Here is a 20656-nt window from a genome sequence, read left to right on the forward strand (position 1 = left end):
TCTTAGCACCTTGGCGCGGCGCTGCCGCCATGCCACGACGGGGCATGCGCTCCTCGACGCTCGCGCTCACGCTCGCAGCTCTCCTCGCTGCCCTCTCCGGATGCGGCTCTCCGGCTCGGCCGGAGTCGAGCGTAACTCCTCCTGTTGCGCGTGCCTCGGCCGTGCCGGCGCCTGCGCCGCCTGCGCAGCGGCAGAAGGTCGTCGTCGCGATCGAGGTCGATCAGCTCTCGGCGTGGGTTGCAGCTTCACGCTTCGGTGAGCTGCCGAAGACGGGCGGCTTCGCCAGACTGCTTCGCGACGGCACGTGGGTGAAGAACCTCCGTTACCCGTATGCAGTCACCGACACGGCGCCGGGGCATGCGTCGCTCCATACCGGGCGCGTGCCGGCCGAGTCCGGAATCTTCGGCAATGAAGTGCCGGACGCTTCGGGCAAGCGCATTTCCATCCTCCGCGACGACTCCGTTCGCGTGCTGTCGCCCGATGCCGTTCCGCCTGCTCCCGGGGCGTCGGCCGCGCGCCTTCGCGTGGAGACCGTGGCGGATCGTCTTCGTGCGGCGCGCCCCGATGCATTCGTGGTGAGCGTGTCGCTCAAGGACCGCGGCTCGATTCTCCCGGCCGGAAAGTCTCCGACGCACGCCTTGTGGTTCGACACCGGCGTCGATTCGTTCGTCACGTCCACCGCGTTCGGAGGGAAGTTCCCCGCGTGGGCCTCGAAGCTCGGATCGCACGACGAGGTCGTTCGCGCGCGCTCGACTCCCTGGACGCTCACCGATCCCGCATGGGTCAAGGCGCACGCGGCCGTTCCCGACAACGCGCCAGGCGAAGGCGACATCGACGGGATGGGCACGACGTTCCCGCACGTCGCCAAGTCGCCTGCGGGGTACCGCGCGCTTCCTGCGAGCGACGAGGCCATCCTCCAGCTCGCTCTGGCGGCCGTCGGTGCCGAGTACGATCCGGCGCGGCCGACCCTCCTATTGCTCAGCATGTCAGCATCGGACATCGTCGGGCACACGTTCGGTCCCGATTCGTGGGAAGCCTGGGACCACCTGCTCGCCCTCGACACGAAACTCGGTGCATTCTTCACGGAGCTCGAAAAGCGTGTGGGGCCGTTCTCCGTGCTCCTGTCGGCCGATCACGGCAACGTGTCGATGCCCGAAGCGCGTGAAGCACGCGCGAAGCTTCCGGCGTGCGGTCCAAAGCCCAACCCCGACGCCTATACACGTCCTTGCCAGGGCGGTGCGCGCCTCGGCCCCAACGCCCTGCGCGACGAGTTGAAAGCGGTCGCAAAGACCGCCCTCGGCGCTGGCGATTGGATCGCCGGCATGGCCGACCCCTACGTCTTCCTCACGCCCGGTGCTCGCGCGCTTCCCGCCGATCGTCGCGCCACGCTCGACCGCGCCGTGCACACCACGCTCGACAAGCACAAAGACTCCGTCGCCGAGGTCATCGACGTGCGTGTGCTCGCGGAGAAGTGCCCCAAGGTCCTCGCCGGCGCGCGCGGCATTCCCGATCGCGCTCTCCCCGGCGAAGACATGTTCACGCTCGTCTGTCGTGCATGGCCCGCGTTCCCCGACTCCGGCGCGGGCGACTACTACGTCGTGCCGAAGCCGGGCTCGTTCTTCGACGCCGAGATCGTCGTCGGCAAGGGCTCGAGCCACGGCACGCCGTATCTCTATGATCGCACGGTTCCGATGATCGTCGTGGGGTCGGGGATCGAAGCCGGCGCGGTGATCGAAGATCCGGTCGACTTCTCGGCCTTCTCTGCGCTCGAAGCCGCGTTCGTCGGTCTCGACACGCGAGCCCGAGCGAGATCCTCGGCAGTCTGCGCGCCAAGCCGCGCTGAGTGGCACGTTAGTCGTTTTCGACTTTGCGTCCGGGGACGGGCGGCTTCGTGAGCAGCACGACGGAGCCTCCGTGGTTGCCGGCCGGCGGCGGTCCCTCTTCAGGATGCATCACGCCGAGCACGAGATCGACGACGAGTCCCCACTGCACGCTGTCATCGGACGACACGGCCCAGACGGGCGAATCGCACGTGGCGAGCTGCTTGCGAACGCCCGCCGACCCGAGCGTGATGTCGGGTCCGGCCATGCCCTTGGCGTAGCGCTGCGCGGTTCCGCCGGAGACGGGCCACACGTTGATGGAAACGTCTTTGCCGATGAAGCCGACCACGGTGCAGTCGGGGCGCTTCACGCCGAGCGGAAACGTGATCTCCGCGTTCGAGCGATCGCGCTTCGGCGTGCGAATGCGGGCGCTCTTGGCCTTGGCTTCGGACAGCGCCGCGAACACGAGCGCGACCTGCGGCGTCTTGTTGTTGCGCGCGGCGTCGACCACGATTTCTTCGCCCGCGATGGGCTTGCCGGAGAGAGCCGCCGCGAGGCGACCTTTCGGATCGGGGGCCGTGAAGTCGATGCGCTCGCCGCCGACGGACGCGCCGCCCTCGTAGATGGCGAGCTGGGGAGGTGAGGCAGGCGCGGGAGGCGCAGCGGACGGAGGAGTGACCACCGAGGCGACGCTCGAGGCCGAAGCCGCGGGGGCCTTGTCACGCGAACTTGCCGCCTTGTCGTCGCACCCGCCGAGCGCGACCGCCGCGGCAAGGACGGGCAAAATCGGAAAACCGGAGAACTTAGCGAAGCGCGAGGTGGCGAGGCGAAAGACGGCGAGCATCGGCGAGGAGCCTACTTCCGCCCGAGCTCTACCGCGAGTCTCCGTTCGTCATCGGTCCCTTGGATTCCGGCCGCTGTCCTAAGGTAGGCTAAATCTCGAGATGTCTCAGCCAGAGACGGCTTTGCAGCGTTCAGCCGAGGAATCGTTCGAGGGGCAGATCGTCGGGGGGAAGTACCTCGTCGGCCCGCTCGTCGGCTCCGGAGGCATGGGTACGGTGTGGCTTGGTCAGCACTCGGGCCTCGGCACGCGTGTCGCCATCAAGTTCATTCGCCCGCAGTTCGCCGAGCGCGCCGATGCTCGTCGTCGCTTCGAGATCGAGGCGCGTGCCGCTGCGAGCGTCGACTCCAAGCATGCCGTGAAAGTCTACGACTACGGCGTGAGCGACGCGGGGCTGCCGTACATCGTGATGGAGTACCTCGAGGGCGAGTCGCTCTCGGAGACGCTCATCCGTCGCGGGCCGCTTCCCGCGGAGGAAGCCGCGCGCATCATCCAGCAAGTCACCAAGGCGCTCTCGAAGGCGCATGCCGCGAGCATCGTTCATCGCGACCTCAAGCCCGACAACATCTTCCTCGCCACGAACGTCGAGGCAGACGAAACCGACGGTCTGCCCTACGTCGTGAAGGTCGTCGACTTCGGCATCGCAAAGATGCTCGACGTGAACGTGGAGGGCGGTCGCGGTCTTCAGGGCCCGACGCAGGAAGGCTCGGTCATCGGTACGCCGAACTTCATGAGCCCCGAGCAGCTCACCGTGGGCGGTACGCCCGGCCCCCTCACGGATATCTGGTCGCTCGGCGCGTGTACCTTTGCGGCCTTCACCGCGCGCATTCCGTTCGAGGGCGACGTCCTCGGAGACATCGTTCTCAAGGTCTGCGTCGCGCCTCTGCCGGCCCCGAGTCAGTACAATCCCGACGCGCCCGAGGGCCTCGACGCGTGGTTCCACCGCGCCTGTCATCGCGAGCCGGCCAAGCGCTTCCAATCCGTCAGCGAGCTCTCCGAGCAGCTCTGCAAGGTATGCGGGCTCGGTGCCGTGCAGGTCGGCACGCTCGCCGAAGATCGCGTGACCTACCAGCTGAGGGCCGCCGAGGTCTCCGAGCTCGAGGAGCTCGCCGACGAGATGCCGACCGGCGGTATGAACGCGAAGACCGCGCTTCTCGCCGGCATCATCGTGGGCGTGACGCTCATGGTCGGGCTCGTCGGCTTTCTAGCGTGGCGCGAGAAGCAGGCCTCGGAAGAGGCGGACAAAGCCAATGTCGTCGCCCCGGCGCCCTCGACGTCAGGGGCGCATTGATCCGCGCGCGCGCTTCTTGATCTCGGCATAGGAAGAGCCCGGCGGCGTGCCGGTCTCTTTCGGCAGACCTTCGACGCGTGACCAGCCAGGCTCGGTGAGCTCGCCGAAGGTTCCGCGCGAGCCATCCCAGCCGGCGCGCTGGTCGAGCACGCGTGTGAACCCAGCATTCGCGAGCGCCGCCGCGGCACGAGCGCTCCGCCCGCCGACTTTGCAGCCGACCACGATCGCCGTGTCGTGAGCGAAGGCCTTCTCCATGATGGCCATGAACTCGGCATTCGGCTCCATGCCTGCTGCGCCGGTGAGCATGAAGGGCACGTTGACCGCGCCCGCTGGATGACCGCCCGCGAACTCCTCTTCGGTTCGCACGTCGACGTACGTATAGCCCTCCGCTTTCATCTTGGCGTGGGCATCGGCCGGGGAGATGCGCTCGGTCATACGCGGAGTCTAATTCACTCAGCGGCAGGTGCCAGGCTCGCCGAGCGCGCGCTCCGCGGCGCGTCGAACCGGCATCCTCACGCCCTTTTCGCGAAGCGGCGCGAAGCGCTTTTCGAGGTCAGCCGGATGCAGCGCGCCGAGCGCTTCGATGGCCGCCATACCGATGCGCTCGTCCCTCTCGTCGACCGGCACGCGCGAGAGCATCGCGAGCTTGGTGAGCCGATCGGCCGCGCCCTGGATGCACATCGTGCCGAGCGTTCGGGCGGCGAGCGCACGAACCTCGGTGTCTTCCCCGGTGTCGTCCAGGCGGTCGCGTACGCGCGAGGCTTCCGACGTCGCGCGCAGCTTGCCGAGCGAGGTGAGCGCGGCTTGTCTCACGCGCGAGCTACCGTCCTCGAGAGCCTTGGCGAGCGGACCGGTCACGGCGGCCTCTTCCGGCATGGTGCCGAGAGCCTCGGCGGCGGCCACACGGACGAACGGCCATTCGTCCTTCGCGAGCGCGTTCGCCGCGGCGCCCTTTCCGGCGCCGGAGTGCATCGAGCCGAGCGCCTTCAGAGCGGCTTCACGCACGCGTGGCTGCGGATCGGCGACCGCTTCGAGCGTCACGGGGAGCAGGGGGGCGATGCCGGCCGACACCTCTACGGCGCGTGCGCGCACGGCCCACTCCGGATCGCGCTTCACGAGATCGGCGAGCCGCGTGAGCTCTCCGGAGGTCGCTTCCGACGAGCGCGCGAGGTGCGCGAGCGGCTGGGCGAGCAGGTAGCGCGTGGGCATGTCGGGCGATGCACGGAGCATCTCGGCGATGGCTGCGTCCGACTCGGGACGGAGCTCGGGGAGCTTGGCGCCCATCGCACGGAGCAGATCGAGTCGTGCCCCGACATCGGCGTTCGATTTCCCGAGGATGCCGAGGAGCTTGTCGCGGTTCGAGCCCGATGCCGCGCGCGCGAATGCGCTACGCACCGCGCGACGCGTATCGGGCGAGCCTTTGCCCATCTGCTCGGCGAGCGGCTCGAGCGCAGCACTGGGCGAGATCGCGGCGAGCAGCGGAGCCGAAGCCGCGCGCCGACCTTCATCATCTCCACGAACGGCGGTCGCGAGCGCGCCGGCCGAAGCTTTGCCGCAGCGCTCGATGCGTCCGAGGCCGCGCCGGCGGACCTCGATGTCCTTGTCTGCGAGCGCGCGCGTCACGAGGTCCATGGCCGCACCTTCGCAACTGCCGGTGCTCGCGGCGACGTCGACGGCGAGCGCACGTCCTTTGTCGTCGAGCGACCCGAAAGCGCCGGCTGCAGCCACGAGCCCGTTGTTGCCAGCGCGTCGCAACACCGCCGCGGCCTCGTCGGCGCGATCGGTCCCGAGCGCCTTGGCGACGTCCGAGAGCGACGCACCGTCGGCGTCGAACTTGGTGAGCGCGGTCATCTCGGCGACGGTTACGTTCGGCGCGGCCTTGCCTCGATCGAAGGCCTCGTCGAGGACGAGCGCGACGCACGTGGTCTTCACCGGCTTGGGCAACGCAATCTCGAAGCTCGCACCGGGCTTCTGCCAGGCGTCGTCGGGCATCGTGACCTGGAAGAGTTGCTCGTCGGTCGCGAGGAAGAAGGTTCGCGGTGCTGCACCGTCGGCCGGCGGCGGCTTCGGTGTCACGGTCACGACGAAACCGTGGATGGGCGCTTCGGACGGCGCTTGCATGGTGACGAACTCACCGTGTCCGTCGCCGGGCCTCTGCTCCGACCATCCTGACTCGACCTTTCCGTCGGTGAGGCTCGCGGCGCCCGCGGAGCTGCCGCCGGTGGCGAGGAGAAGTCGTGCGAGGGGCGCCTTGGCATCGTCGGGACGTGCTTTGGCCGTGATCTTCTCCGCGCCGTCACGCACCTTCTTGTCGATGCGGTGGAGTGTGGCGCCGCGCCAGGTCAGCGTCTTTGGATCGAGCCCGCGCGATCCGAGCGGCGTGGCCGCTTGTCCGCAGATGCGCGTGTCTTCGCGCGAGTCGGCGAGGATGAGGAACTTCGACGACTCGTCACGATCGTAGACGAGGACCACCTGGCCACGACGATCGCCATCGCTGCCCGACGTCCACCCCGTGAGACCCGAGAAGATCGGCTCGTCTTTCTCGGGCGAGAGGATCGCCTCGTACGCCAGGTCCTTTCGCTGCGGGTCGGGCACGCGAACCCGCGCGACGCTCTTGCCGTCACCGATGGGGAGCACGTCGATCGTGACCTTCGAAGGATCGATGCGCGATCGGTCCATCGGGATCGTCAGATCGCGGGAAGCCTCGTTGCACGCGACGCCCTTGCAACGTTTGCTTCGGATGACGCCGGCATGGGCATCGAGGGTCACGTCGAGGCTCGTGCCTCCGGATCCCGGAACCACCTTGTGGGGATCCTCCGCCCACGCGGACGGAGCGGCGAGCACGACAGCAAGGACGGCCCCGGAGAAGACGCGGCGTTGCATGGCAACATCTCGATATCGTTGAAGAGGGCCTCCGTCCACCGGCGTGGAAGGGCGGGACGCACGGGTGACGGGGACCGCCCTTTTTTTGCCCCCGCTTGCCGCCCCATGTCACACGGGGGGCCATGCGCCGCTCGAGGATGGTTTTGGGCGCCCTCGTTCCGCTTGCGGTCGTGCTTGCGGTCTATCTGGTCCGTAGCAAGGGCCATAAGGACGGCCCGGACGACGCGGCCTCGATCGCCAAGGTCGGAAACGTCGCGACCCCGCAGACGCCGCCGCGACCACTCCTCGGAGGCCTCGATCTCACGAAGATCACGGTCAATGGCGGCGTGGCGAGCGCGCAGCTCGAAGGCAAGCGCACCGCGCGTCTGACGATCGAGCCGCCGCTCCAGCGCGTTGCCCACGAGATCATGGCGATGCACCACTTGCCCGAAGCGGCGGTGGTCCTCATGGATACGGTGACGGGCCGCGTGCTCGTTTACGCGAGCCACGTCGAAAAAGGTCCCGCGCGTGATTTGTGCGCCGAGGCGACCGCACCGGCCGCGAGCGTGTTCAAGGTCGTGACGGGATCGGCGCTCGTCGAAAGCGCAGGCATCGGCCCCGATCATCGCGAGTGCTACTCGGGTGGCGAGCAGCGGATTCTCGAACGCGATCTGACGCCCGATCCCAAGCGCGATCGTTGGTGCACGACGCTCGCCGGCGCGATGGGCCGGAGCATCAACACGGTCTTCGCGCGTCTCGCGCTCCAGCATCTCAAGCCTGCGGTCCTCGAGGAGACCGCGAAGAATCTCGGCTTCGGATCGACGTTGCCGTTCGACGTGCCGGTGCAACCGAGCGCGCTCCGCTTCCCGGAGGACTCACTCGGCTTCGCGCGTACCGCGGCGGGGTTTTGGAACACCACGCTCTCGCCCATCCACGCGGCATGGCTCAGTGCGACGATGGCGCGAGGGGGTGAGCCTGTTCGTCCTCACGTGGTGTCGGACGTGATGGACGATGCCGGCAAGGTCGTCTGGACCGCGCCACAGGCCGTTTCGCAGCCGAGGGTCATCAAGGCCGCGACCGCCCGCGCCGTGACGACCATGATGGACGAAACCGTCTCCGACGGAACCTCGTACAAGGCTTTCCACGACGGCAAGGGCAAGGCCTTCCTCGCCGACATCCCCATCGCGGGGAAGACCGGCACCCTGACCGACGGAGCAACGCAGCGCTTTTACACCTGGTTCACGGGCTTTTCGCGAGCGTCCGAGGACGACAGTGACGACGTGGACGGATCGGGCGCGTCCAGTACGACGCATCCCGTCGCGGTCGGCGTTCTCGTCGTGAACAACCCGACGTGGACGATCAAGGCGAACGTCCTCGCCCGTGAGGTCCTCCGCGCGTACTTCGCCGAGCACAAGGCCGCGAACGTGACGATGCCGCAACTTCGCCTCACCACGAGCAAGAAGAAGACGGCCGCGCCGGCCAAGCGCTCGGGCAAATCGAGCGAGTAGGCCGCGTAGGCCGCGTAGACTGGCGTCGACACTCGAAGTGTCAGTGTCGCGCCAATTCGATATTGGCCGACGCGAAGAATACGGCTCTCGCGAGTTCGCCTGCTACCATCGAGCGGATTGCGTCGTTCCGCCAAGCAAGCGCTGGTGGTGATGGCTATCGCGGGGCTCGGGGCTTCCGTGGCGTGCAACGTTTTGTCCGGCGCCGACGAGCTGCGCTTGACCGCGACGGCGTGCGGTGACGCGTGCGGAGCGAATGCCGCCGCCGAAGTCGATCCGATGGATGCCGGAGCGCCCGACGTGAAGATCATCGTCACGTCCGACGGCGGCTCGTGCGCGTGCCTCGGCGCTCCTCCTCCCGGTTGGCAGGGGCCGATGGCCTTGTGGGTCGGAAATACAGAACCACCGGGGTGCGATGGCGACTATCCACTCAAGGTGCTCGACACGAAGAGCGCACCGACGGCGCCGCCAGCCTCGTGTGATTGCCAGTGTGGGGTCGTGACCGGGGCGTCGTGTCCGACGTCGTTCACGGTCGACGTCTTCGGCAATCCGCAATGTTCGAATAGCAAGTGCGACACGCTCACGCTCTCGCCGATGGCGTGTGTGAGTGCGGCCAACAAGTGCTTCTCGGCAAACGGCATCTCCGGCGCCCCGCAGGCGACGGGCGGATCGTGCAAGCCCACGATCACCAAGAACGTCCCTCTCGGCACCTGGGCGAACGGCGTTCGCGGTTGTGAACCTGCCGCGGCTCCGACGCGTGAATCGTGTGGCGAAGGCGAAGTCTGCGCGGCGCTGCCGGGGATGAAGATGTCGTCGCACCCGTGCGTGTTCGCCGAAGGCGACCTCGCGTGTCCGCTCGAGGCCGGATACACGGTGAAGCACCTCTACTTCGGCGGCGAAGACGACTCGCGTGGCTGTTCGGAATGCACGTGCGGTGCGCCTACGGGCATCGTGTGCACGGCGACCGTGCGCAAAGGATGCGGAGCTCAGGGAACGGTCACGCTGCCGACGGCATGCGGATCGCTCAACGACCCGATCAACATCCAGCTGACGGCGGCCCCCGTTCTCGACACTTCGGATGCAGGCTGCGCACCCGAGGGCGGCGCGCCGATCGGCGAGTTCAAGCCGACGCTGCCCACCACCGTGTGCTGCATCCCCTGACGCGGTTCGCCGATCAGCCGTCGACGACGCCCGGCACGAAGCACTTGCGACAGCGTGGTTCGTAGTCCGCCGCGCCGCCGACGAAGAGCTGGCCTTCCGTACCGATGAGGCGCTGCGAGCGACACGCCGGGGCCCCGCAGCGATTGCACACCGCGTGGAGCTTCGTCACGTATTCGGCGATGCTCATGAGGGCAGCCATGGGCCCGAAGGGGCGACCGCGATAGTCCTGATCGAGACCGGCGCAGATCACGCGCACGCCCTTGTTCGCGAGGAACTCGGCGGCGTCGACCACCGCATCGTCGAAGAACTGTGCCTCGTCGATGCCGACGACCTGTGCGGTGTCCGCGTCGACGAAGGAGAGAAGCTCCGCGGAGTTCGCGACCGCCATGGCCTCCGCTTTGAGGCCTTCGTGGCTGACGACCTTCACGTCGTCGTAGCGATTGTCGATGCGGGGTTTGAAGAGCAACACGCGCTGCTTGGCGAAGCGCGCGCGTTTCACACGACGGAGGAGTTCTTCCGTCTTGCCGCTGAACATCGAGCCGCAGACGACCTCGATACAGCCACGGCGCTCGCTCGGGGTTGCGGCGCGCATGCCGAACGAGAGGTGCTCCCCATGCGGTTGGGACGACATCAGCCCGACCGCATACTCATTGGGCGACGGGCGGGCAACACACACGCCCCACCCGCGTTGCGGAGGCAGACCGGCGACGCGAGGGTGAGGCGAGGGTGAACGACTGGTGTCGCGAGGTACCAGGTCGAGGGCTCGGACCCCCGACGGCGGCCAAAAGCCGGGGCGTTCCATGCACGTAGAAGCTCGTGATTTCGGGCAAAAAATTCTTGTCGTTGCGGGCCCTTGCCATCGGTTACTGAAGTGCCCCGAGGCCGTCTGACCCATGACGTCCTGCGTCGACCAGCCTGGCTGCGCATGCCTGGAAAGGTGGGGCATTTTTCCCGTTTTTCGGCGAAGTTGAACCCTCGCCGGGCGTAGACGCGCAATGCAGGGGTGCTAGATTGGGCGTGTGGAAGTCGTCCTCCGCAAGCTCGGGAAGGGGTCGCGCGCCGTCGCAGGCCGCCTGGTAAGAGCCCCGCGGAAAGGCTCCGTGGTCGTTATCGAGTTCCCCGACGGGATGCACGAATACGTCACGACACCGGTGAAGCGCGTGCTTCGCCTCGCGGGCCGCGAGGTCTTCTACATCGAGACGATCAACAGCCGCTATCGACTCGAAGTGCGGAGCCGCGAAGATGCGGTCGCCGAGAGCGCAGGCTAAGGGACTCAGGGCGGCCAAGGCGAGCTGAGCTTGTGTGCTCACGCGCGGTTGTTTGCCGGCCTCGAACTGCGGATGCGCTTGACGTAGCGCCCGAACTGGCGTTGTCTCCGCGCCCATGGGTAAGTTCGACCGCCGCAACTCGGAGAAGATGAAGCGCCGCAAGGCGCAGGTGAAGAAGAAGGCGCGCCTCAAGCGTCAGCGCACGGCCAGTGCGAAGCCGGCTGCGGCCCCGAAGAAGGCTGCGAAGAAGTCCGCTCCGCCGAAGGCCTGAGCGTCTCTTCGATCGCCTGCGCGCGGGCCGCTCGCCGAAGCGAGCGCTCGCGCGCTTTCCATTTTGTCGATCAGCGAGGCGCGTCGGCGGGCGCCGGTGCAGGCGCGGGAGCCGGATCGAACGCGTCCGGATTCTGCCCGAGGCGAATCGTCGGAAACTGGGTTCGCTTCGGCGTGCTCGGCTCGACAGCGGCCGGTGCAGGCTCGCCGAGAAGGCCCACGTCGCCATCGAGACGGCTCTCGTCGACGAGCTTCCAGTCGCCCTTGAACTCGTGCCACTTCTGCTTGAGCGTCGAGACGCGCAGGTCGCCTTCGTTCGCTCGGTACCAGGCGATCTTCACGAAGATCTCCGCGTCCGACTCGCCCTGCATCTTGAGGCCGGCGAGCTCGTAGTCGGCGATGCGGATGTTGCCGCCCCAGCCCTTGCGACGCTCGAAGAAGCCCTCACGGGCCTTTGGCGAAACGCCCTCGGCCGCCATCTCCATGCGTCCGAAACGGGCGTTGAGGTTCAGCTCGTTCGCCGCGTCTTGGGCGCGCGCGGGCGGTGGTTGATGCACCGCGGGGCATCCGCTGAGCGCGAAAACGAGCGGCAAGGCGAACACGCGCTTCGGCAGAACGAGCTTCGGCATGGGGGGACGGTAGGCATGGTCCCTGGGGACGGGCCAAGTTTCGCGCGCGATCACCCGCGCCGTGCGCGCGTCAGTAAGGCACGGCGGCCACGAAATAGACCTTGTCGATTCCGCCGCTCGCGAGGCCGCGCGCATAGCCCAGCCGGAAGGTGAACGGCATGATGTAGCCGAGGATCGTGTCGAACCAGAGCTCGCCACCGACGCCGCTCTTATACTGCGCAGCCTTGATGTCGTCGAACGCGCTGCCGTAGTCGAAGAACACTGCGCCGTTGATGCGGTTGAGGAAGACGGGCAAGGTCGACAGACCGCGATCGACGTTCACGATCGGGAAGCGGTACTCGAAGTTCGTCAGCGTGTAGCTGTTGCCCGCGAGAATGACGGGCGGATAGCCGCGCAGGACGATGCCGCCCTGGATGAGCGAGTTGCGGACGACGTCGATGATGGGCAAGTCGACGAAGCCGCCGACGAAGAACGCCCCTCGGCCGGGGAACGAGCCGCCGCTCGTACCGAAGCCACCGTGGATGGCGAGCGAGTGGTGCTTCAGCCACGGCATCAAGTAATAGACGGTGAGGTCCGCGTTCGCCGCGAAGCCGGAGAAGTCGCTGCCCAGCGAGGGGTCCGTCAGATCGAAGCCCGCACCCAGCGAGAAGCCTCGTTCGGGGCCGACGCTGTAGAGATAGCGCTCCGCGTTCGAGTAGCCGTATCCGAAGTGCAGCGAGCTCGCGAGCCCGCGATAGGGAATTTGCGGGGTCTCGTACGGATCGAGTTTGTCCTTCGGGAACGGGAGATCGATGCCAACGCGCGAGAGCGCATGCGAGATCACGAACGAGCTCGTGTCGTACTCGCGCACCTTCGCGTACGAGATCGACGTCGAGAAGCCCGTGTTCTCCTGGATGACTGTGGGCTTGAAGTTCCCGATGGCGAAGCCGCCGCGCGGCGTGATGGTGCGGAAGAGCGAGACGCCGAAGTCGAAGGGGAGTCGTGCGTAGCTGTAGGCGAGCGAGCCTTGGAGCTGGGGCTTCTCGATCTCCGTCGTGGTGCTCGCGCTCACGTTGTGGAAGCCACTGATGTCGCTTCCGGAGGCGGTGATGATGACCGCATCGCCGAAGTTGCCGGGCGTCACCTGGATGCCGTAACGGCGCGGCCAGAGCGTGGCCCAGGGCGAGTAGGGCCGCGACGCATAGCGCACGTGCGGAATGCTCGGCGTCGGCGGTCGCGTGTCGACGTAGGGCTCCGCCTCCGTCCACGTCCTCTCGTCGACCGGCATCGCGAAGATGTCGAAGCCGACTTTCGAGTAGCCCACGTACGCGAGCGTCTTGCCGTCCGGCGAAGGTTCGGGTGAATATGCGCCGGTCAGGACGTTCGACACCTGGAAGAAGCGGTTCGTCGCGACCTCCCAGGCGAAGATGTTCGAGATGCCGCTCGTGCGGTCGGAGTGGAAGTAGACGAAGCGTCCGTCGGGCGAGAAGACCGGGCCGCCGTCGAGGGCGCGGTCGGTCATCAGATCGCGATAGGTGCCGTTCTCGACGTCGACGTAGCGGATGTCGCGATCGCCGCCGTTCTTCCAGACGCTGTAGACGATGTGCGTTCCATCGGGCGACCAGCGCGGCGTGAACGCTTGCTCGAACCGTGCGCTCGGCACGAGGAAGCGCGGATTCTCGAGTCGCTCGTCACCGAGATCGGCGAGCTGAATCGTGCGCGTGCCGGCCTGGTTCACGATGTAGACGATGCGTCGTCCGTCCGGTGACACGTCGGGATCGGCCGCGCGAAGCGAGTTCTGGATGACGGTGCGCCCGCCGTCGGGCGTGCCGAACGTGCTTCGCTCGCCGGGAGCTGCGCGCTCGAGATCACCGTAGTTGAAGACGTTTTTGTACCACTCGAGCGAATTCCAAACGAGGCCGCCATCGGGCGTGAAGCTCGAATAGGCCTCGCCCGGCGCGCGAATCATCAGCTCTTCGTGCTTCTCGTCGACCTTGACGATGTTGCCGCGGATGTCGCGTTTGAGCGGCAGCGCGTAGAGGCCCGTGCGCGTGTTCTGGTCGTCTTTGTAATAGAGGAGGTCGCCTTCGTGATCGGACCACGCGCCCTTCGGGATCCAACGCGGATAGCGCGCGATCTGACCGTGGTACGTGAGGCGAACGCCTTCGCGAATGCCCTTCTTGCGCACGTCCGCGGCTTGCGCCTCGTAGCGCTTCTTCAGGTCGCCGATCCACGTCGGGTACATGTCGACGTACGTCTCGCCGGTCGCGCGCCGTATCGAGCGGTTGATGCCCCACGGAATGATCTGCGAGCCGTAGTCGGCAGCGACTTTGCGGAGTGCTTCGGCGCCGTACGTCTCGGCGATCCACTGCTGGAAATACGAGCCGTAGAGGTACCAGATGTTGCCCTGCGGCCAGCGGCGCGGTGTGTTCGAGAACACGTCGAGCGGTGCGACGTTGTTCTGGAGGACGTCGGTCCTCATGAACATGTCCCACTGCGAGTTGCGGAGGCGCCCGCCGCTCGTGCGAGTGCTCTCCCAGTAGACGGCGAGGCCTTCGAGGAGCCATCGCGGCTGCGCCTGGTTCGGCGCGAGCGTCTTGCCGAGCACCGCGTTGACGATCGCGGGCAAGCCTCGAATCTGGTCGGTGTGCAGGATGTGCGTGAACTCGTGCGTGACCAGCTCGAGGTACCAGTCGTCGACGTCGCCGAGGGGCGACATGTCTTCCGGCGCGGTCACGAGGAGGCGAATCGCGTTGTACGGCAGCGCCGTGGCCGAGCCGTTCGCGCTCTCGCTCGAGTCGATGAGCTGAATCTCGGTCCAGTCTTTCGGATCCCAACCGACGTTCGCGGCCATCGCGTCGTGGATGCCCTCGGCCACGTTCGCGACGCGCTGAGCGACCTCCTCGATGCCCGAGTGGTAGGTGATCCGGAAGTGTTTGGTCTCGATCGTGTACCACTTGAGCGAGGGATCGCTCGCGGCTCGGGCAGAGCGCTCGAAGCCGAGCACGCCGAGCAAGAACACGCCGAACACGAACAGGCGCAACAGCGCCCACACGCCGGCCCCTCGGATCGCGGTGACGGCGGGGTACTTCCTATGCACGGAACTAGCTCGCGACGAGCACGGCTCCGCGCGCATCGCCCGCCGGTACGCAGATGGGCTCGTGGTACTCCGGGGTGATCACGCTCGCCTCGGGCGCGCGCAAATACACTTCGGAGACGAAGCCCTCGACGTCGATGCCCGGCAGAAGGAAGAGGCCGCGTTCGAGCGGTGCAAAGAAAGCGTCGTGATGAGTCGGAATGACGAGGCGAGGTCGCAACGCTGAGACGAGACGCGCCACGTAGTTTTCAGTGCCTTTACGACCGGCAAGGCAGGCAAGCAGCACGTCGGCGCGTTCGCCGTCGAGCTCGGCGTCGATGAGGTCAGCGCTGCCGTTGTGATAGATGGTCAGCTCTGGCGTGCGGATAAGAATGCCGAACGCGCCGCCCATTCGGTAATGCCAGAAGTGCTGCGGGCCGACCGGAGGCTGACGCACTTCGCCGACGAGAGGCACGCGGCCGAGCGCGATGCGACCATGCTTGCTCGGTACGAAGCGCACTTCGACGTCGCCGAAGCGAACGACGGCGCCGGTGGGCGGCACCTGCACGAGCTTGTCTTCCCCGAGCCCTTCCGCGCGGCCCCATGCGCACGTCGAGAGCGAGCCGGCGAGCTTTGCTCCCGTGACCTTCGCGATGCGCGGCGCGTCGGCGACGTGATCGTAGTGGCTGTGCCCGCAGAGGATGGCGTCGACCTTGCGAGGGATGTGTCTCGCGATGGCGAGATCGTCCGGCACGATGCGCTGCACGAGACCGCCGAACGTGGGGCGGGTCACGAACGGGTCGACGAGGAGCGTGGTCTCTTTCGTCTCCACGACGAAGCCCGCAGTCCCGAGCCAGGACAGGCGGACCGACCACCCGTTGCCGCTACCCTGCGGACGAAGCTCACGCTTCGGACGAAATCGCGGAAAGAGGCGCTCGTAGAGAGCCATCGGCGCAAACTATAGTCAGGTTCGTGCGCCGCGCGAGCCCCATTGTCTATGCCCATCGAGGGGCCTCCCTCGAGATGCCCGAGAACACCATCGAGGCCTTCGAACGGGCATTTTCCGTGGGCGCGCAGGCCATCGAGACCGACGCGCACATGACCCGGGACGGCAAGGTGGTGCTTGCGCACGACGAGACCGGCCTGCGCATGGCGGGGGTCTCGAGGGCCATTCGCGACGTCACCTACGACGAAATCAGCACCTGGGACGTGGGGAAGGGATTTCGTGCGCCCGATGGTACCAAACCCGATCGTCCCTATCGCGTGCCGCTGCTCGAGGAGGTTCTTTCGACCTTCCCCGATGCATTCGTCAACATCGACGCCAAGCAGACCAAGCCGGACATGATGCCCGCGCTCGTCCGCATCATTCGCCAGGCGTGCGCCCAGGACCGCGTGAGGATCGCCAGTTTCTCTTCGCGAAACCTTCGCCACGCCCGCTCGCTCGGATACGACGGCGCGCTCGGAACAGCGGCGGTTGAGCTGGCGCGCGCCATCTTCGCGCCCCGCATCGTCAACCGCGTGCTGCCGCTCATGGGGGATGCCGCCCAAGTGCCGGAGCACGGGTGGGGCATCACGTTCGCCAAGCAGCGCATGATCGACCGCCTCCACGAGGCAGGGCTACGCGTCGACTTCTGGACGATCGACGACCCCGCCCGCGCCCGCGCACTCATCGCGATGGGCGCGGACGGCATCGTCACCAATGATCCTCGCCGGATCGCCGAGGCGGTCGGCGTGCCGACTCAGAAATCGTCGTAGAAGAGCGGCTCGCGGTTGCGCACGTAGCGATAGACGAGCTGCCGAGCTTCCGGCGCGATCTGCGTGAACTGAGCGCCGAAGCCCGGGGGGGCGTCGCCGCCTTGCTCACGCGTCCACTTCACGACGGCGTTCGCTTCGAACTCGTAGCCGCCTGGGAGGGACACCTTGAGGCGGATCGGCGTGCCGATCTTCGGCGACACGTATGTCGACACGAAGAGACCTCCGTGATCGATGATGTCGTTGCCCGCGAGGCCCTTGTAGAAGTTCGTCGGGCTGTGGGTGCCGAGGTCGGCCGCGAGCACCTGCAGGTTGCCTGCGGGCGGGGCAGGAACCGGCATGCTCGGCGTGGCCGGCTTCCCCTGAGGAGGCGGAGCTGCCGCCGGGGCGCCATAGCCATTCGCCGGCTGCTGCGGAGGCGGCTGTTGCGCCGGAGGCGGCGCCGCGAACGGATCACGCGCCACCATCGGCGGCTGCTGCGCGTGCGGTTGCATGGGAGGCTGCTGCATAGGCGGCTGCTGCTGCATAGGCGGCTGCTGCGGATGCGCGGCTTGCGGCGGAGGGAAGGCAGGCTGCTGGTGGTTCGTTGCCGGCGCTGCGGGTGCTCTTTGAGGCATCGAGGCCGTCCCCGCGTAGGCGGGAGGAGCTTGGTGCTGGGGCTGCGCCGGCGGAGGCGCCGCGACCGGTGCCGCGACGGGCGCGGGCGGAGCCGCCATCTTGCTCAGTTGGTGCACGAGGCTCAGCGAGTTGGCGACCGCTTCGAGCGCTTGATTGACGGCCGGGTGAGGTGTCTGCGCGGCCTGGAGCTTCGCGAGTGCGCCGCGAACGTGGCCCAGCGCAACTTCGGCATGAGGCGCGAGCTCGCGCGTGCGCTCGATCTGATGGAGCGCGCCCATGGCCTGCGCGATCGGAGCCGCGAGCTCGACGAGCTGCGGCGGTACGGTGGGATCCGCCTGCAGTGCATTGAGGCCTCGTGCAAGCGATTCCCGAGCGGTCTTGGATGTGGTGATGGGGTCGGTCAAAGGAGCCTGCGCTTTTCGACGGTGCCGGGCAGACGAGCTCGCCTGCGGATCGTGCGGAACGAACCGAATCGTAAATGAACGGTGGCGCCTGGGGGAACCTTCACGCGCAACCTGGGCCGGAAAATCGGGGATTTTCGGCCTTGATTTTGGCCGTTCGGCTCAGGTCGCACGATTTCGACCGGGCCCGTGACGTTTTTTTCGAGCGCCACGAGTCGATCGAAGACGAGGCGTCACGACGTGCGTTCGCGTTGCGTCTTCGTTCTCACACACGTCGCGTGCTCGCGCGCTCGATCGTGGGACGCGATCGCCGTCGTTCTTGCTGGCCACTCGAACAGGCCGAACGGAGTTTTTGCGCGAGAGACGAATCGTCGATGCGTGCGGTCTGCAACAACGTTCCTTTCCACTCCGGAAAGGCATTCTTTCCAGAAACGGCCCGGCACGGTCGTGCTCGCGCTGCTACTGCGAAGCCATGCGTCACGTTCTCTTCGGTTCGATCGTCACCGTCGCTTCTCTCGCACTCGTCGTCGGTGTTGCCGCGTGCTCTTCCGATGACTCCAGCACCTCCGGTGATGGCAGTTCCGGTTCGTCGGAATCGCCGAAGACTCCCGGCACGTCGGGAACCCCCGGCACGTCGGGCACGTCGGGCACGTCAGGAACGCCGGGTAGCTCCGGCACGTCGGGCACGTCGGGCACGTCGGGAAACAACGATGCTGGTCACGACAGCGGTTCGGACAGTAGTTCGGACAGCAGCACTCCGGCAGCCTTCACGAAGAGCGACCTGCAGAACCTCTTCACCACCCGCTGTTCGCCGTGTCACATCGGCAATACGTCGGGAGACATGAGCCTCGCGAACGACTTCTCGGCGAACACCGTCAACGTCGACGCGAGCGAGTTGAAGACGATGAAGCGGATCAAGCCGGGGTCGAAGGACGAGAGCTACCTCTATCGGAAGCTCGAGGGCACGCACGCCGCGAAGGGCGGAACCGGTGTTCGCATGCCGAAGGGAGGTCCGTACCTGAGCGACGGTGACATCGCGAAGATCGGTGCGTACATCGACGGACTCTGAGTCCTCCCGCTTTGCGGAGGCTCACGATTCGATGTCGCGTGCGGCGTGCACCACTTCCGCGAGCGCGCTGGCATCGAGCGTCGGCGCGTCGTCCTCGGCGTCGTCGAAGCGCCCCTCGAGTAGCTCCACCGCTGCATCCGACGTTCGCACGATCGCGATGCCGTCTTTGCGAACGAAGGCCTGACCCGGTGCGAGCGTACGGGGGTAGTTGGTCGTTGCGCGAGCGCGCGTGAGCACGAGGAGCTCGTCACCGATCTCGGTGAATGCTCCTGGCCATGGGCTGGCAGCCCGCACGCGTCGAACGACGCTTGCGGCGTCTTCCGTCCAGCGAAGCTCGAGCTCGTCGTCGCTCGGTTGGGGGCGTCGGTGGCGAGGCTCTCGTCTTGGGCGATCGTCTTGGGCGGCTGGCCTTTGGCGAATGCTGCGACGGTTTCGCGAAGGAGCGCCAGCGAAGGCCGATCGAGCTTCTTGGCGAGGCGCCACGCGTTCCACGACGGGTCGATCCGAAGCGAGCGCTGACCGAGCACCGCGCCGGTGTCGTACTCGTCTTCGAGCTCGTGGGCGCTGACGCCCGTGATCTCGTCACCCGCGTCGATCGCCCAGAAATAAGGATCCGGACCGCGATGACGGGGAAGCAGCGAAGGATGAACGCCGATCGCCCCGCGCTTGGACGTCGCGCGAAACGTGGCGGGGACCTTCTTGGTCCAGAACCAGCTGACGATCAGATCGGGCGCCAGCGAACGCACATGGGCCGTACGTCGCGCGAGGTCGGGAACGATCTCGACCTTGTCCTTGCCGAGCACGCGCGTGAGCCGCCTGGTGCCGAGGGCGCCTTTGCGGCACACCCCGGCCCAGACGATGTCATGGCCGTCCTTCGCCAGCAGGAGCGCGGCGAGAGGAAGGCCCACGAAAGCGATACGGAGGCTCAGCTCTCTTTCTCGACTGAGGGCTTGGTCAGAACGGGCGCGATCACGGGCGGACTCGGCTCTTCACCGAGCTGCTTGAGGAGCGCCTGACGTGCGGCGTGCTCGACGAGCGACCAGAGCTGGGCGCGGTCGGTTGCACGACCGAGGAAGCCGATCGGGATCTTGAAGCCGCCCTTGTCGCGACGGCCTCCGCCGTACGCGCGGCCGCGTTCGTCATGACCGAAGGCTTGCTCGAGCCAGACGGCCGGGTCGACGCTCGGCGAATGCGTGCGGAGCGAGCCCTCGATGAAGCGGTCGTTGACGATGCCGTAGACGACGACGGTGTCGATGTCTTCGCGGCGGATGAGGAAGTCGGCGGCTTGCGCGATCGTGTCGCGCTCGCTCTCGGCCACGAAGCCAACGCCGGCCATCGCGAAGTTGCGGCGCACGACGAGGGCTGCGAGCGCGCGGGCGATCACGTCCATGGCGCTCGGCGCAATGAGGCGACGCGAGAGGTCCTGGAGGAGGTCGCGATCGCAGACGTCAGCGAGTTGCGCGGCGGCGCGGAAGTCGGTCGCGCGGGCCAGGGTGAAGTCGTCCGTGTCGGTCGCGAGCCCATGCATGAGCGCCGTCGCCACCCGGCGATCGTCGTCCTGGTCGGGCGACATCGGGAACAGCTCGCTCAGGTACTCGACGAAGATCGTCGCGGTCGCGCCGACGTCGTTTCGCATGTCGACGAAACGCGCGCGCGGCGGCGCGTGAGCGCGGTGATGGTCGACGATCGTGAGTGTCTCGATGTTGTCCGCACCCGAGAGCTCAGGATCGACGTCGTGCGCGTCGACCAGGCCGATGAAGTCGACCTTGTCCACGTCGGACACGGTCTTCATCTTCTTCAGCTCGACGTTCAGCAGCTTCACGAGCGCTCGGTTCTCGCGATGGCTGAGCTCGTGGCAGTAGCCAATGGTCGTTTTGCCCACGCCGAGGCGCTGGGCAATGTGAGCCTGGGCAAGCGCGGACGCGATGCCGTCAGGGTCGGGGTGACCGCGTAGGGCGATGAGCAAGTGCTTGCCCTTCGCCTGGGTGAGCGCCTCCGCAAAGCCGCGGGCCCGATCGACGCGGTCTTGGTGGGGGAGGGGAAGACGACGAACGGGCTCGTTCATGGCTCGCTCCTGAAATCGCGCAAACGCGAAGTCGCGGTCGCGCGTGAAC

Annotated in this window: 18 protein-coding genes and 1 pseudogene; 8 read left to right on the forward strand and 11 right to left on the reverse strand. The window is 67.0% G+C overall.

Translation table 11 applies throughout. The annotated features are described in order from the left end of the window. Positions 1–44 precede the first annotated feature (44 nt). Positions 45–1895 (forward strand): alkaline phosphatase family protein, encoded by a 1851-nt coding sequence (locus AKJ09_RS17850; RefSeq protein ID WP_169927624.1) that lies wholly within the window; start codon positions 45–47, stop codon positions 1893–1895. Here the strand turns inward: AKJ09_RS17850 and AKJ09_RS17855 are convergent. Continuing rightward, on the reverse strand, positions 1852–2664 hold the full coding sequence (locus tag AKJ09_RS17855) for a hypothetical protein (protein WP_146648405.1): 813 nt from the start codon (positions 2662–2664) through the stop codon (positions 1852–1854). The two genes, AKJ09_RS17850 and AKJ09_RS17855, sit on opposite strands and share 44 nt — an antisense overlap. A gap of 100 nt (positions 2665–2764) precedes the next feature. On the opposite strand from AKJ09_RS17855, the gene AKJ09_RS17860 reads away from it, so the two are divergent. After that, entirely contained in the window at positions 2765–3952 is a 1188-nt protein-coding gene (locus AKJ09_RS17860) for a serine/threonine-protein kinase (RefSeq protein WP_146648406.1), read from the forward strand. On the opposite strand, the gene AKJ09_RS17865 is transcribed toward AKJ09_RS17860, so the two are convergent. Continuing rightward, positions 3938–4387: a rhodanese-like domain-containing protein gene (locus AKJ09_RS17865; protein WP_146648407.1), complete on the reverse strand. Its 450-nt coding sequence runs from the start codon at positions 4385–4387 to the stop codon at positions 3938–3940. The two genes, AKJ09_RS17860 and AKJ09_RS17865, sit on opposite strands and share 15 nt — an antisense overlap. 18 nt (positions 4388–4405) lie before the next feature. Continuing rightward, positions 4406–6835, reverse strand: coding sequence for a HEAT repeat domain-containing protein (locus AKJ09_RS17870; protein WP_146648408.1), 2430 nt, complete (start codon positions 6833–6835; stop codon positions 4406–4408). Positions 6836–6957: 122 nt separating this feature from the next. Between AKJ09_RS17870 and AKJ09_RS17875 the strand changes: the two genes are divergently transcribed. Both AKJ09_RS17875 and AKJ09_RS17880 read left to right on the forward strand, forming a co-directional pair. Continuing rightward, a complete protein-coding gene (locus AKJ09_RS17875; RefSeq protein WP_146648409.1) occupies positions 6958–8322 on the forward strand; it encodes a penicillin-binding transpeptidase domain-containing protein in 1365 nt (454 codons plus the stop codon). A 117-nt stretch (positions 8323–8439) separates the two neighbouring features. Further along, positions 8440–9480: a hypothetical protein gene (locus AKJ09_RS17880; protein ID WP_146648410.1), complete on the forward strand. Its 1041-nt coding sequence runs from the start codon at positions 8440–8442 to the stop codon at positions 9478–9480. 13 nt (positions 9481–9493) lie between these two features. Here AKJ09_RS17880 and AKJ09_RS17885 read toward each other — a convergent pair whose 3' ends face one another. Continuing rightward, positions 9494–10072: a thymidine kinase gene (locus AKJ09_RS17885; protein ID WP_146655571.1), complete on the reverse strand. Its 579-nt coding sequence runs from the start codon at positions 10070–10072 to the stop codon at positions 9494–9496. A 427-nt stretch (positions 10073–10499) separates the two neighbouring features. On the opposite strand from AKJ09_RS17885, the gene AKJ09_RS17890 reads away from it, so the two are divergent. Beyond that, positions 10500–10748: a hypothetical protein gene (locus AKJ09_RS17890; protein ID WP_146648411.1), complete on the forward strand. Its 249-nt coding sequence runs from the start codon at positions 10500–10502 to the stop codon at positions 10746–10748. A 115-nt stretch (positions 10749–10863) separates the two neighbouring features. Next, entirely contained in the window at positions 10864–11019 is a 156-nt protein-coding gene (locus AKJ09_RS53060; RefSeq protein WP_169927625.1) for a hypothetical protein, read from the forward strand. Positions 11020–11089: 70 nt separating this feature from the next. On the opposite strand, the gene AKJ09_RS17895 is transcribed toward AKJ09_RS53060, so the two are convergent. From AKJ09_RS17895 to AKJ09_RS17905, 3 genes are all read right to left on the reverse strand, one after another. Then, the gene (locus AKJ09_RS17895) at positions 11090–11647 is read right to left on the reverse strand and encodes a hypothetical protein (protein ID WP_146648412.1); all 558 of its coding nucleotides are present in this window, start codon (positions 11645–11647) and stop codon (positions 11090–11092) included. Positions 11648–11717: 70 nt separating this feature from the next. Further along, positions 11718–14726: a BamA/TamA family outer membrane protein gene (locus tag AKJ09_RS17900; RefSeq protein WP_146648413.1), complete on the reverse strand. Its 3009-nt coding sequence runs from the start codon at positions 14724–14726 to the stop codon at positions 11718–11720. A 4-nt stretch (positions 14727–14730) separates the two neighbouring features. After that, positions 14731–15651 carry an MBL fold metallo-hydrolase gene (locus tag AKJ09_RS17905; protein ID WP_146648414.1) on the reverse strand — a complete coding sequence of 307 codons (921 nt, stop codon included), beginning with the start codon at positions 15649–15651 and terminating at the stop codon, positions 14731–14733. Between the two features lie 23 nt (positions 15652–15674). Here AKJ09_RS17905 and AKJ09_RS17910 point away from each other — a divergent pair, with 23 nt between their 5' ends. Then, positions 15675–16457: a glycerophosphodiester phosphodiesterase family protein gene (locus AKJ09_RS17910; protein ID WP_146648415.1), complete on the forward strand. Its 783-nt coding sequence runs from the start codon at positions 15675–15677 to the stop codon at positions 16455–16457. On the opposite strand, the gene AKJ09_RS17915 is transcribed toward AKJ09_RS17910, so the two are convergent. Continuing rightward, entirely contained in the window at positions 16442–17476 is a 1035-nt protein-coding gene (locus AKJ09_RS17915) for a PilZ domain-containing protein (protein WP_146648416.1), read from the reverse strand. The genes AKJ09_RS17910 and AKJ09_RS17915 overlap by 16 nt on opposite strands. Before the next feature lie 469 nt (positions 17477–17945). On the opposite strand from AKJ09_RS17915, the gene AKJ09_RS53065 reads away from it, so the two are divergent. Continuing rightward, positions 17946–18542, forward strand: a complete 597-nt coding sequence (locus AKJ09_RS53065) for a c-type cytochrome (RefSeq protein ID WP_169927626.1) — start codon at positions 17946–17948, stop codon at positions 18540–18542. Positions 18543–18563: 21 nt separating this feature from the next. On the opposite strand, the gene AKJ09_RS55575 is transcribed toward AKJ09_RS53065, so the two are convergent. The 3 genes and pseudogenes from AKJ09_RS55575 to AKJ09_RS17940 all read right to left on the reverse strand — a co-directional run bounded on the left by AKJ09_RS55575 (position 18564) and on the right by AKJ09_RS17940 (position 20607). Then, the gene (locus tag AKJ09_RS55575) at positions 18564–19034 is read right to left on the reverse strand and encodes a DNA-3-methyladenine glycosylase (RefSeq protein ID WP_146648419.1); all 471 of its coding nucleotides are present in this window, start codon (positions 19032–19034) and stop codon (positions 18564–18566) included. Further along, a pseudogene (locus AKJ09_RS56140) lies at positions 19004–19450 on the reverse strand (formyl transferase); the annotation flags it as partial. The pseudogene AKJ09_RS56140 and the gene AKJ09_RS55575, both read right to left, overlap by 31 nt. A 17-nt stretch (positions 19451–19467) precedes the next feature. Beyond that, on the reverse strand, positions 19468–20607 hold the full coding sequence (locus AKJ09_RS17940) for a DHH family phosphoesterase (protein ID WP_169927627.1): 1140 nt from the start codon (positions 20605–20607) through the stop codon (positions 19468–19470). Positions 20608–20656: the final 49 nt, after the last annotated feature.

Origin of the sequence: Labilithrix luteola (genome assembly GCF_001263205.1) — a bacterium.
GTDB classification, from domain to species: Bacteria; Myxococcota_A; Polyangia; order Polyangiales; family Polyangiaceae; genus Labilithrix; species Labilithrix luteola.

Excerpts from the sequence above, each read along its gene's own strand:
- AKJ09_RS17855 (WP_146648405.1), bottom strand. The coding sequence starts at position 2,664 with ATGCTCGCCGTCTTTCGCCTCGCCACCTCGCGCTTCGCTAAGTTCTCC.
- AKJ09_RS17860 (WP_146648406.1), top strand. The coding sequence starts at position 2,765 with ATGTCTCAGCCAGAGACGGCTTTGCAGCGTTCAGCCGAGGAATCGTTC.
- AKJ09_RS17940 (WP_169927627.1), bottom strand. The coding sequence starts at position 20,607 with ATGAACGAGCCCGTTCGTCGTCTTCCCCTCCCCCACCAAGACCGCGTC.
- AKJ09_RS17895 (WP_146648412.1), bottom strand. The coding sequence starts at position 11,647 with ATGCCGAAGCTCGTTCTGCCGAAGCGCGTGTTCGCCTTGCCGCTCGTT.
- AKJ09_RS17885 (WP_146655571.1), bottom strand. The coding sequence starts at position 10,072 with ATGCGCGCCGCAACCCCGAGCGAGCGCCGTGGCTGTATCGAGGTCGTC.
- AKJ09_RS17875 (WP_146648409.1), top strand. The coding sequence starts at position 6,958 with ATGCGCCGCTCGAGGATGGTTTTGGGCGCCCTCGTTCCGCTTGCGGTC.
- AKJ09_RS53065 (WP_169927626.1), top strand. The coding sequence starts at position 17,946 with ATGCGTCACGTTCTCTTCGGTTCGATCGTCACCGTCGCTTCTCTCGCA.
- AKJ09_RS17905 (WP_146648414.1), bottom strand. The coding sequence starts at position 15,651 with ATGGCTCTCTACGAGCGCCTCTTTCCGCGATTTCGTCCGAAGCGTGAG.
- AKJ09_RS53060 (WP_169927625.1), top strand. The coding sequence starts at position 10,864 with ATGGGTAAGTTCGACCGCCGCAACTCGGAGAAGATGAAGCGCCGCAAG.
- AKJ09_RS17850 (WP_169927624.1), top strand. The coding sequence starts at position 45 with ATGCGCTCCTCGACGCTCGCGCTCACGCTCGCAGCTCTCCTCGCTGCC.
- AKJ09_RS17870 (WP_146648408.1), bottom strand. The coding sequence starts at position 6,835 with ATGCAACGCCGCGTCTTCTCCGGGGCCGTCCTTGCTGTCGTGCTCGCC.
- AKJ09_RS17865 (WP_146648407.1), bottom strand. The coding sequence starts at position 4,387 with ATGACCGAGCGCATCTCCCCGGCCGATGCCCACGCCAAGATGAAAGCG.